This is a genomic window from Enterococcus sp. DIV0703 (assembly GCF_051711065.1).
GTDB lineage: Bacteria > Bacillota > Bacilli > Lactobacillales > Enterococcaceae > Enterococcus_B > Enterococcus_B hirae.
Genome location: NZ_JBIOLX010000001.1, coordinates 2,820,962 through 2,833,195, shown reverse-complemented (window position 1 = coordinate 2,833,195; position 12,234 = coordinate 2,820,962). Strand labels below are relative to the sequence as shown.

General features: G+C 35.9%; 8 protein-coding genes and 1 pseudogene. 8 read left to right on the top strand and 1 reads right to left on the bottom strand.

Translation table 11 applies throughout. The features are described from left to right. Positions 1-21 precede the first annotated feature (21 nt). The 8 genes and pseudogenes from IGK81_RS12960 to IGK81_RS12925 all read left to right on the top strand — a co-directional run bounded on the left by IGK81_RS12960 (position 22) and on the right by IGK81_RS12925 (position 11,181). A complete protein-coding gene (locus IGK81_RS12960; protein WP_370566299.1) occupies positions 22-1,767 on the top strand; it encodes a VirD4-like conjugal transfer protein, CD1115 family in 1,746 nt (581 codons plus the stop codon). Positions 1,768-2,236: 469 nt separating this feature from the next. Next, the gene (locus IGK81_RS12955) at positions 2,237-2,467 is read left to right on the top strand and encodes a hypothetical protein (protein ID WP_010720705.1); all 231 of its coding nucleotides are present in this window, start codon (positions 2,237-2,239) and stop codon (positions 2,465-2,467) included. A gap of 24 nt (positions 2,468-2,491) precedes the next feature. After that, positions 2,492-3,316: a hypothetical protein gene (locus tag IGK81_RS12950; RefSeq protein WP_010737215.1), complete on the top strand. Its 825-nt coding sequence runs from the start codon at positions 2,492-2,494 to the stop codon at positions 3,314-3,316. Positions 3,317-3,327: 11 nt separating this feature from the next. After that, on the top strand, positions 3,328-3,690 hold the full coding sequence (locus IGK81_RS12945) for a PrgI family protein (protein ID WP_010737216.1): 363 nt from the start codon (positions 3,328-3,330) through the stop codon (positions 3,688-3,690). Further along, a pseudogene (locus IGK81_RS12940) lies at positions 3,687-6,022 on the top strand (VirB4-like conjugal transfer ATPase, CD1110 family). The gene IGK81_RS12945 and the pseudogene IGK81_RS12940 overlap by 4 nt, the downstream one beginning before the upstream one ends. Before the next feature lie 32 nt (positions 6,023-6,054). Then, positions 6,055-9,108, top strand: coding sequence for a lysozyme family protein (locus IGK81_RS12935; protein ID WP_431393488.1), 3,054 nt, complete (start codon positions 6,055-6,057; stop codon positions 9,106-9,108). Between the two features lie 102 nt (positions 9,109-9,210). Then, on the top strand, positions 9,211-10,095 hold the full coding sequence (locus IGK81_RS12930) for a hypothetical protein (protein ID WP_010737219.1): 885 nt from the start codon (positions 9,211-9,213) through the stop codon (positions 10,093-10,095). Positions 10,096-10,128: 33 nt separating this feature from the next. Further along, the gene (locus IGK81_RS12925; RefSeq protein ID WP_225792567.1) at positions 10,129-11,181 is read left to right on the top strand and encodes a hypothetical protein; all 1,053 of its coding nucleotides are present in this window, start codon (positions 10,129-10,131) and stop codon (positions 11,179-11,181) included. A gap of 98 nt (positions 11,182-11,279) precedes the next feature. Here the strand turns inward: IGK81_RS12925 and menA are convergent, their stop codons facing one another. Further along, entirely contained in the window at positions 11,280-12,233 is a 954-nt protein-coding gene (menA, locus tag IGK81_RS12920; protein ID WP_034700148.1) for a 1,4-dihydroxy-2-naphthoate polyprenyltransferase, read from the bottom strand. Between the last annotated feature and the right edge of the window lies 1 nt (position 12,234).

Below are 12,234 nucleotides of genomic sequence, written 5' to 3'. Positions count from 1 at the left end.
TCAAATTAAGTAACGAAAGGGATGAACAACCACTTGAAAAAGTCTCAATATGTTTTATGGGTAGTCCACGTAGTTGTGGTGAGTACATTAATGTATATAGGGAATCGTACATTTTTTTTATTTACGATTGATCAAAATACAACCGTAACATTTGTGGAAAAAATAGCTAGATCTTTTCTTCACGCAGTTGATGAAATAGCTAGTTTTTCCTTCCAATTCTCATTTAACGTAAAGTCATTACTGGGAGGGCTCGCTTTTGTTCTTTCTTATGGATTACTAGTATTATACAAAACGTTTGATGAAAAAAAAGTACGCCCAAATGAAGAATATGGAAGTGCAAAATGGGGGAAATTTCGAGATATCAAACCATTTTTGGCGAAGAAAAAGAGTTTTAATATCATATTGACTAAAACAGAGAGTTTATCCTTGTCAGGACGAATGAAAATTACTGGTAAAGATAATTTTAACCGTAACAAAAATGTCGTTGTGGTTGGAGGAGCCGGTAGTGGTAAGACGCGATTTTATGTAAAACCGAATCTGATGCAAATGCATTCTTCCTATGTAGTCAGTGATTCCAAAGGATTGTTATTGATGGAAACAGGAAAAATGTTTGAGGAAGCGGGTTACAATATCAAAGTCTTTGATTTGATCAATCGGCGTGACACCCATCACTACAATCCATTTAAATACATAAGAACGGAAGACGATATTCTAAAAATCGTAAATAATTTGATTAAAAACACTTCAAATCCTGATAAAAAAGGTGGCGATGATTTCTGGGAAAAGGCAGAGACTGCTTTATTGATGGCGATTTTTAGCTATTTGATCCAAGAAGTCGTTGAAGAAGATCGCACATTAGGAAATGTGATTGAATTGGTACGTCTAGCAGATATTGACGAAAATGTTCCTGGATTCGTCAGTCCTTTAGACGTGCTGTTCAATGAGTTAGAAGAGAAAGATCCAACAAACTTCGCGGTTGCGCAATATAAAATTTTCAAACTATCAGGGGATAAGACGACCAAGAGTATTTTAGTTAGTTTAGGGGTAAGGTTGTCTCCGTTTGATATTCCTAGTATCAAAGACTTGGTCTCTAAAGATACATTAGAATTGGACACCATTGGGGATCGGAAAACGATTTTGTACATCTTACTGCCAGATACAGATACCAGTTTTAACTTCTTAGCCAGTATGATGTACCAACAGCTCTTTGATATGCTGGTCTACAAAGCAGATAATATTTATAAAGGACGCTTACCATGTCATGTTCGCTGTATTCTAGATGAATTTGCCAATATTGGTCAAATTCCGGATTTTGAGAAAGTTATTTCGGTTATTCGAAGTCGAGAAATCTCAACAAATGTGATCTTACAAAATATTAGTCAGTTAAAAACGTTGTATAAAGATACTTGGGAAACCATTATTGGTACGAGTGACGTCTTTTTATATTTAGGTGGGATGGAACAAAGTACGCATGAATATATTTCTAAACTTTTAGGTAAAGAAACGATCGAACAAAGAAATATCAGTGTCACTAAAGGCTCAAATGGATCATTCAATGAAAGTTTCCAAAAGCTGGGGCGTAATTTGATGGACCCCGATGAAGTAGCCAGTTTGAAAGGGCAACAATGTATTTTAAAAATACGTGGAGCAAATCCTTTCCTATCTGAAAAATATGACATTGTCAAACATAAAAACTATAAAAAATTAGGGGATGTGACAGACTCATATATGTATGAACGTAATCTCTCTACACCTTCCACTACGTAACATACATATGTAATAGGAATTTAATCCTTGTCAATGATGCTGAGTGAAACTAGTAGAAGATGATATAAGGACTGTCTGGCACTCGGAAATCATGGTGAATCCAAAAGTGGCTTCTTGTTATTTTGAGCATTTTTGATTTTTCGACTTATTTTCAGGAATCAATTCTTAAGCGCTGTGCATTTATTTGAAAAAAATGGATAGATGTTCCAAGTTTTGTAGATGAATCAATCTATTGTGTCCAAAATAACGAATTTTAAAATTTTTTAGAGTAACTATTCTTCTCAGCTAGTCTGCTTTTTGATAAGGACCTCTTACATATATTGACTAAATTAGTCAATTATAAAATTTGAGAGAGGGAGTTTCTAAAATTTCTCAACTTAGAAATAACTGGCAAACATCGGTTGAAAAATTACCATATACTAAAAGTAGTAACAAATAATAAATAACTCAAAAAAGGGGAAATGTTTAAATGAAAGATGCAGCTTTATTAGAAAAAGTTTTTAGTTTAGTATCAAACTTCACTTTAGTAGGTGGAGGTCTTTGGCTAATTTGGGGAACGGTCATTTTAGCTGGTGCATTAAAAGATAAAAATGGTCCGCAATTACAGCAAGGAATTTGGCAAATTGTCGGTGGTGGATTGATTTTAGTTGCTGCAGGCTGGTTCGCAACTCAATTTGATTTCTCTTCACTTTTACAATAATACACTGAAAGCAGGATTTAATTTATGACATCAGCGATAATGTGGCTCTTTAATCAAATCATGTTTTATTTGAATGGAGATGATTTAAAATACACTCTGAGTAAGAATCTATCAGGATACATGTATGATGCATATAAATTAGTAGTAGATTTACAGGAACTAGTTGTTATTCCGCTTTCATTGTCTATTTTAGCCATCTTTATTCTTTTGGAATTTCAAAAAATTTCACTTAAGGTTGAGGGAGCTGGAGGAGCACCAATGCTTGGGTTTGAAATGATCATCAAATCATTTATTAAATTTGCGATTTGTTATGTGGTTATTTTAAAAATTCAAGTTTTGTTAGACGGAATCATAGTGATTACTTCTAATTTAACGTATAAAATTTTACAAGTAGGTGACGAAAAAACTGTAGCGAATGTAGCAGCAAGAGTAGAACAGGCGGTAAATGATCTAGATTTCTGGTCACAAATCGCTGTGCTATTAATTATGTTCATTCTATTTTTAGTGTCACTTGTTGTACGGACGTTGATTCAGGTAACGATTTATTTACGATTTATGGAGCTTTATATTTTTAGCGCGATGGCACCAATTCCGATGGGGGCTCTACCAAGCCAAGAATTTTCTGCTATGACCAAAGGCTTCTTTAAAAATTTTGCCGCCACGGGGTTGCAGTCAACCTTTATCGCCCTGGTTTTAGTTACATATCCAATGCTATTCATGAGAATAATGGAAGACGTTGGCACCCATATGTTTGGGATTATTTTAGGATTAACGATCTATATGATTGGAATCTTACTAGCTATCAATAAAACTAAAGGATGGGCCAAAACACTAATATCTGCATCATAAGGAGGGGAGATATGGCAATAGAAGTAAAAGTTCCAAAAGATATCAAAGAATACAAAGAAAAAGTAATAGCAGGAATGAATCTAAAACAATTATTGTGTCTTTGTATTGCTGGCGGGGTAAATGTCGCGATCGCACTGATATTCATTGCATGGTTAAAAATGCCAATCGAAATCATCAGTTGGTTGATGATCATTGCCTCTATTCCAATCGTGTCTTTTGGATGGTTCAAACGAAATGGCTTATCATTTGAAGTTTATGTTAAGCAATTTTTTAAATACCATATTTCGACAGGAACTAGAAAAAAGAAACGAAAAAAGAATGATGGTCAGCAAGACATGTCAGAAAGTAAAGAATTAGGCGGACAAGAACGATGATGAAATTAAAGTCAAAAATAAAGAATAATCATAAAAATTTAAAGAAGACTTCTAAAAATATAAAGAAACAACAGAAAAAAATCCACAAGATGTGGATTTTTTGCGCGATACTTTTTACTTTAAATCAATTTTTCCCAGCGGTGTTTGTCAACTGGATGATAATACGTACTCCATCACAGTCGAATTAGAAGATATCAACTATCAGCTTTCATCAGAAGAGAATCAGATTGAGATTTTCTCGCAATATTGTGATTTCCTTAATTCTTTAAGTAGTAAAACCCAGCTACAGTTAACTGTCTACAAAAAGAAACGACCGTTGAGTGAATTGCAATCAATTCTCTACTACCAAGAAAAGAATGATTTTTTAGATCCTTATCGCGTAGAAATGAATGATGTTATTTCCAGAAAACTGGATGAAGAAAAAAATGGCTATAAGAAACGGATTTTGTTTACCTTCATCCAGCAACATCAAACAGAAAAACTTGCTCATAAAGAGCTGGAAATGGTTGTAGATCGCTTTGCAATGTTTGCGAGTCGATTAGGTAGTAGGATCAACCGTCTTGAGAAAAAACAGATGTTGACAATTTTGTCTGATATTTTATTAACAAAAAGCGATAAGGAAGAACCAGAAATTGAGGATATCCTACCAGAAGTGATTGAACTGAAACAAAACAAAAACTACTTGAAAATGGATGATCATTATGCCAAAACCGTTTATTTGCAAGAATATCCATCGGAACTAGCAGATACCTTTATTTTTGAACTGTTAGAAATCCCTCAAGAGTTGGTGATTACATTACATATCAAGCCACTTGAGCAAGATGAAGCATTTGACTTAGTGAAGACCAAATTAGCTTTTATGGAACAACAAAAAGTGGATGAACAGAAAAAAGCCCTACAAAACGGCTACGATTTTGAAATGCTTTCCTATGATTTGACTTATTCGCTAACAGAAGCGAAAAATTTAGTTGATGATTTACAGAACAAGGGTCAAAAGCTTTATTCGATGACTGGAAGTATCCATTTCCATGCCCCAACAGTTGAAAAATTAACAGAAGTACATGACGAGGTATCTTCTATTGGTCGACAATTTGGATTTAAGATCATCGAGTTAGAATTTATGCAAGAGGCTGGGCTGAACGCAACCTTACCTTTAGGAAATAATATATTGCCATTGGATCGAACACTAACGACTGCCAGCACTGCGATATTTGTGCCGTTTACTATTTCAGATCTAATTCAAGAAAATGGGAAATATTATGGCGTAAATGCTATTTCAAAGAATATTTTATCTCTTGACCGGAAATTATTAAAAGCACCCAATGGATTTGTTCTAGGAACTCCTGGTTCTGGTAAAAGTTTCTCGGTGAAGCGTGAGATCGTAAATGTACTATTGCGTGATGCCGAAGATGAAGTCATCATTATTGATCCTGAACGTGAGTATTCCGTTATCGGTAAAAATTTTAATGGTGAGATTATCAAGATCGCTAGTGATTCCGCTACCACGATCAATCCAATGGATATCAACGAAAACTATGGAGATGATAGTGACCCGGTTGTTTTAAAGTCGGAGTTTTTGATTTCATTGTTCGACTTGATCATTGGCGGTGCATTGGGGCTAACCTCTACCCAGAAAACGTTGATCGACCGTGTATGTCGTCGAACGTATGAAACGGTTAGCGATCGGATGCCAACTTTTGTAGATTTCTACCACATCTTACAAGAGCAAGAGGAAGAAGAAGCGCACCAATTGAGGACGGACTTGGAAATTTATATCGAAGGAAGTTTGTCAGTATTCTCCTCTGAAACAAATGTCGATATTACCAAACGGCTCGTTGTTTATGATATCAAAGATTTAGGGAAACAGCTCAAAACAATGGGGATGTTGATCGTGTTGGACCAAGTCTGGAATCGGATCACTACCAACCGGGAAAGAGGCGTTCGGACCTGGTTGTATATCGACGAAATGCAATTACTGTTTACAAATGAGTATTCTGAAAATTATTTCTTTGAATTATGGAGTCGTGCCAGAAAGTGGGGGGCAATTCCAACTGGGATTACACAGAATGTGGAGACACTTTTACTTTCGGACCTTGCGCGGCGGATGCTTTCAAATAGTGATTTCGTCATGATGCTCAATCAAGCAAAATCTGACCGTTCACAATTAGTCCGGTTATTTGATATCTCAGAAGAACAAGAAAAATTTGTTGTGAATTCACCAGAAGGTTATGGACTGATGGTATTTGGCGATACAACTTTACCTTTTTATGATCATTTTCCGAAAGATACGCAGTTGTATAAGATGATGTCAACCAAACCTGGTGAAGACTAAAACGAAAATGGAATCAGAAAGGATACGTCACAGTGCCCGATTTGAATGAACCCAATAACGAACAGCAGGAATCACAAAATAGTATTATCAGCACAGGATTAGAAAAAACCAAAGGTCTCATCAAAGACCAAAAAAAAAGTTCAGAACTAACAAAAGCGATCCTTAAAAACAATCAGACAATTAAAGTAACGATAATCGTCCATAGAAATGATAAACTACCAATCATTAAAAAAAAATCTCGTTTAAAAAGAGTCATTAAACAAGGGAAACAAAAGATTAAACTGACTAAGAAACAAATTTCAAAAATAAAACGAGACGTTGAAGAATTTGGAAATAAAACCGTCGTATTAGCTAAAAATAGGTTCCGTAAAGTTTTAGGCATAAAACGCAAAAATGATCAAAAAAAAGTGCGACAGGAATTACGTGCTGATTCAAAAAGTCAGAATAATATCCAGGGAACAAAACAGTCGACAGATCAACCAAAAGTGAATGTGCAAAAGAAACAGCTAAAAAAAGAACAGTTAAAAAAAGTAGCAGAAGAAACAAAAAAAGGCAATTTGGTTGCTCGTTCTTCTAAGGATAGTACCCCTTACAGCTACACTGCTTACAAAGATCAAAAAGGATTTGCACCTCAAGATTCAGTGAAATCCACCAAAAAAAAATGGTACAATATTTTTGGTAAGGGTAAAAACACGGAAGTTGTCTATGTAAATCCTACAAAAGGCGTTGGTAAAAAGGGTGGTTTCTTCAAGAATTTTCTAGGTAAAGCAAAATCAGCGCCAAAATTTTTAGATATGGCTCAAAAGCTGTCACCAAAAGGGCAAGCAAAAGAAGCGGCTATGAAAATGCTTGGTGGGCGAGATGAAAAGGGCGATCTAACGATTATCGGGATCCTCATTACGCTGATTTTTTTAGTGATTACAATCAAGGCGCTATTGATCATCGCGATAGTTATCGTTATACTAGCGATCATTCTCGTGGTAATCTCGGTTGTTTTAGCGATTTGGACTTTTATTGTCGCCTTGTTCACATTGAAAACAGAAGATATGGCGATTGCTGAAGCATTTGAGTATATTTCCTATTTGGATGCCTCTAAAAATAGAGATGTTTATAATCGTTACAATCAATTAGTTGAAGAACATGATGAAGTTTATTTTGAAGTGAATGGAATGGTTGCCGATCCGGAACAATTTTCGTTTGCTTCAAATGGGGATAACTATATCTATTACTTAAATGCCAAATATGAAAATTATAATATTAAAAATAGTGCGCTTCCTAATTATCTGAAACGACTAAAAGACCAAACCTCCATGAGTCCTCCATTATATATGTCTTTTTATGCCCAGTTTAAAGATAAGTATTCGCCAATGGAGGAAGAGCCAGTTAAGATTGCAAAAGTAGAAGATGAACTTCGCGCAATCCATGATGGCACTTTTACATACAAAGTCGAATTTGAAGAAGATAAAGATACAGAAGAAAAAGTTAAAGACAAAGAAGAAGAAGATAAAGAAGAAAAAGACAAAGACAGCGTCACGCTGAATGTCAAAGTACAAACGATTGCTGAATTTCTTGATTTAGATCTTCAAATCGAACTCTATTCAAACAATAAAGTGATAGGAACGATCTCAGCATTCTCACAAGATGAAATCGATAAATATTATCCTGTGTTAGAAATCGATCGTTTTCAGGATAAGATTTTTATGGATAATCCTTTAGGGAAAGTTTCGTATGCTTCTGTTATTGGTAATTATGGTTATCGCGGTCGGGACGATGCCAATATGAATGATGAAATAATCATTGATGCGAAACCACAAACGCCTGTCTATGCCACATCAAACGAGAAGGTAACAGAGATCAGTACACGTACGGCTCGAGATCTAAATGGGAAAAAGCAAACGACAACAAGTATCAAAACGGAAACAGGGAAATACCAAGCTTATTATATTAATGTGACGCCGATCATACGTGAAGGAGCTTCTTTAGAAAGCGGAGATTTGATTGGTTACACAAGTGACAAATTTGACGGTAATTTATTGATGATCATGAAAGAAAAACGAATCTTCCTCTACCGCAATCCAGAAATCAATCCGACAATTTTTATTGAAAATTTGGTTTATGGAAATCGTACGAAATTAAGTCAGTATGATCGAGAACAATCGCAAGGTGAGCTTATTTATCCACCTGAAAAAGTGGTTCAATGGCGAGAAAAAGTAGTAACAGAAGCAAAAAAACAGAACATTGAATCATTTACCAATGTCATACTATCCATAATCTGGGTAGAAAGTGGTGGGGATGGTGAAACCGTTCCGGATATTATGGGAATTGCGAAAGCACAAAATTTGAATCAAACGATCAACCCAGAAAAGTCAATTGAATTAGGTGTAGCTTATTTTGCAAATTTAATAAGAAAAGCACAAATGTATCAATTAGGTAACTTAGCAGCGATCCAAGCTTACAATTATGGGGAAGACTATTTGGACGAGTTGATCCGTACAGATAGTAAATATACATTTGAGCATAGCAAAGCTTATGCGCAAGAAAGAAGTAATGGGGAAGTTGTTTCTTATAATAAGGGCGTGGCTTTAGATCTTGGCTATAACTGGCGTTACGCATTTGGTGATATGTTCTATGCACGCTTAATTTCTTACAACCTCTCAAACTCTACTGGCAAGTTGGTAGAGGTGGCAACTAAAGAAATCGGTACGTTAAATGGCAATAAATATTGGGAGTGGGCTGGCTATGAGAGCCGAATGGAATGGTCTGCGATCTTTGTTACTTGGGTAGCAGAACAAGCAGGGTATCTCAGTCAAGGTCGTGTACCGAATACTGTAAGACCGTTAGATATGTTCAATTGGTACAAAAAGAATAATAAATTCAAAGCCACTGATATAGGCTACATCCCGCAACCAGGGGATTTGATTTTCTTTGATTGGAAAGGTAATAAAACGGGGAAAGACCAGGTGGGGATCGTTGAATTTACAGGTGGAAATACGATTCAAGTAATTGAAGGTAATTCAGAAAATATGGTTCGAAGAAGAACCTATACACTCGATCATTCAGCAATCTCTGGATATGGGGTGCCTTAATCTTTCGACTAGCTAGTTAATGATTCATTAGTCAATTCGTGAAAAGTAAAGGTGGTGAGTAATTCCTAAAAATAACGAAAATCTTTATTTTTAGGAAAAAATATGATCAAAAATTTTTTAGAAACCAAAACAGGTAGAAATTTTTTAATAGGGGTAACAGTTTTTTTCGTTGTGGTCTTGGGTTTGACAAGCTATTCATTGTTCTCAAACACAGCCAATCGGGAAGAGACGACTAAAAAAGGTCAGACAGAAGAAACAGCGGAAAGTAAGGAACGATTAGGAGAATACAGTGCCACTACTTATAGTGGTAAATGGTACTCCAATCGAAGTGACGAAATGGTACTAGAATTAAAAACCGACGGGACCTATCGTGCTTCTTCTTGGCTAGCAGCTGGTAAATATTACTTAGTCGATAACGGGTATTTAGTGCTAGAAGATAAAGAAGGAACCATGAAAAAACTCAAATTACAATCACGTATGGGAAGTACAATCTTTTATTTAAAAGAAGATAAAGAAGAAATCTACTTCTATCCAAATGAAGAAGTTAAAGTCAAAATGGAAGAAGAAATCACCGAACAAGCAGAAGCAGCACAACAAGTGATTTCACAAGCTTGGTTAGACGTCTTACAACAAGGCGCATGGGAAAATACGAATACCGATCGAACATTTACATTAGAATTTAAAGACGGTAAGTTAATCCAGAAAAAAATCGAAGAAGACAAAACGGTCAATGAGCTCACTTATGATTATCGTGTTGTCACCGTCAATCCAGATCAAGACGGTGCAGTATTTGTCATCACGAAAATCGACGATAACGGTAGAAAAGAAGAAGTTTCTTTCTCTATTGGAGAAAAAGGCTCGAAATATGCCCTAAGAGGCGACCCTGGTTCATTTAATTGGATTACGATATACGAGAAAGAATACGAAGCGGTATCTCCCACTCAAGATGGGACCACACGTGAAGAAGCAACGAAAAAGAATGTCTGATTCAGATGAAAAATAAGAAGGAGGTGAAAATATATGATGGAACCGGGAACGGAAAGAGAACTAGATTATACCGAAAGACTCTTTAAAAAGATGCCAGGATGGGCTGTTACTGCGACACTTTTTATTGGAAGAATGCTAATACGCGCAGGTCGAGCTGGGAAAAAATTATGGAATAAACGGAAAGAGAATCAACAACGAGCTTTTCTTACTCAACTATGTGAAGGAAAAAACGGTAGTGAAATAGAAAAAATAATAAAAGCAGATCCTAAACTAGCTAAATTAATCGAACCGAAAAAGAGAGGGTTGATTGGGCGAATAATTGATAAAGTGAGAGGTATTACGCCAGAAGCTAGGCAAAATAAATGGAAAGATAAACTACTTCAACAACCACTTCATAAATTTGATAAGAACCTATTAAAACCACTCATGAATGAGAATGAGGTCATTCGCGATAAAGTCCTAAGTGAGAACAGATTCTTGGGTTCGATTGATCCAAATGCAAGAAAAGTTTATCAAGCCACTCTAAAAGATACAACTAATCAGAGAGCTTTCGTTACGCAACTATGTGCAGGGAATCCAGAGGTAGTAAAGGCACTAGAAAAACAAAACTCTCCATTACTTAAATTAAACGGTCCGAAAAAAAGAGGCTGGCTTGGGCGAAAGATTGATGAAGTGAGAGGTATTACGCCAGAAGCTAGGCAAAGAGAATTGCTCCAACAACCACTAAAAAAATTTAATAAGTTAGCATTAGAAGACCTCATAACTAGAGATGATACTAAGGTAATTAAAGATCGAGTCAATAGTCATATCAAATTCAAGGGTTCGATTGATCCAGTTGCAAGAGCAGAGTATAAAACTCATTTAATAGATGCAAAGATACAGGCTCAAAATGCTAAAAAGGGAGTGAGCGCACTTGACGTCGGTAATACCATGTCTCGTAAAGGAGAACTAAGTAAGCTTACTGATCTTACGAAACATGCAATACCACAGGCTAAAAGACTAACTGCACAAAACCAACGAATAATCGGCGGCAATACACTAACGAAAGGTTTACAGGGACAGCTTTTGCAAGCACCTGTAAGGTAAAAGATTAGCATTCTAAGATAACTTAAAATTAACCCATGAAGTCACAGCTTTTCATTGACTTCATGGGTCTTATTTTTATTTGAAAAATCAATGGATCTCTAAACATAAGACAACAGAATACTGCAAAGTAAGCCCAATGCATAACTACTGTTGAACAAGATCATATTTTTGATGGCATAGCTAAAACTGATGGGGTGAGGCAAGGATTGTTTGAATTGTTGCAAGTTACGATAGATCGTTGGTAATGTGAGAAAAGTCAACAAGATTGGCCACTGGTAGACATGGCTCAATAGTCCAATCAAGACGACCAGATAACAAGCATACATCAATAACTGGAACAACAATTGTCCAATGGGACGCCCAATATAAAAAACTAAAGTATAGCGATGATTTTCGATATCTCTTTCTAAGTCCCGTAGGTTATTAGCTAACATGATATTGGCAATCGTAAAAACCAAGGGGAGTGAAGCTAGGATGATCGTTAGGATACTCCAAATGTTTCCTTCTAAACGGAAGGTTCCTGTCTGAAAAGAAAGAATCAGATCAAATACTTTCGTACTGTAAGTATTGATGTAAATGACCATGGCAAAAATTCCCAACCCCATTGTTACACCGCTGAAAATTTCCCCTAAAGGCATTCGTGATAAGGGAATGGGCCCAAAGGTATAAAAAATGCCAATGAAGCAACAAGTAGCGCCCATCAATAATAATAAAATCCCAGTTCTAGCGGTTAGGATTACACCAATCAGTAAGACAAATAAAATCATTCCTAGGATCATTTTTTGGATCAGTTTTGGTGAGATGCCAGTTCGTCCAATTACGTTTTCTTGGTATTTATAAGTTTTCGAATGGGCTTTTTGGTAGTCCATATAGTTGTTGATTGCTGTAGTTGCTAAATCAAAAACCAACATACCAATAAAAAACAACCCTGTATTAAGCCAATGTATTTCATGAAAAAAAGCGATAGAGAATAAAACCCCTATCGCAAAAGGAAATACACTAGCCACCTTTGTTCGTAGTTCTACTACTTCTAAAAAGATCTTTAGTGTCATA

What these genes read in the sequence shown, in the direction of transcription:
- IGK81_RS12960 (WP_370566299.1), top strand. Translation starts at nt 22, where the DNA reads ATGAACAACCACTTGAAAAAGTCTCAATATGTTTTATGGGTAGTCCAC.
- IGK81_RS12955 (WP_010720705.1), top strand. Translation starts at nt 2,237, where the DNA reads ATGAAAGATGCAGCTTTATTAGAAAAAGTTTTTAGTTTAGTATCAAAC.
- IGK81_RS12950 (WP_010737215.1), top strand. Translation starts at nt 2,492, where the DNA reads ATGACATCAGCGATAATGTGGCTCTTTAATCAAATCATGTTTTATTTG.
- IGK81_RS12945 (WP_010737216.1), top strand. Translation starts at nt 3,328, where the DNA reads ATGGCAATAGAAGTAAAAGTTCCAAAAGATATCAAAGAATACAAAGAA.
- IGK81_RS12930 (WP_010737219.1), top strand. Translation starts at nt 9,211, where the DNA reads ATGATCAAAAATTTTTTAGAAACCAAAACAGGTAGAAATTTTTTAATA.
- IGK81_RS12925 (WP_225792567.1), top strand. Translation starts at nt 10,129, where the DNA reads ATGATGGAACCGGGAACGGAAAGAGAACTAGATTATACCGAAAGACTC.
- menA (WP_034700148.1), bottom strand. Translation starts at nt 12,233, where the DNA reads ATGACACTAAAGATCTTTTTAGAAGTAGTAGAACTACGAACAAAGGTG.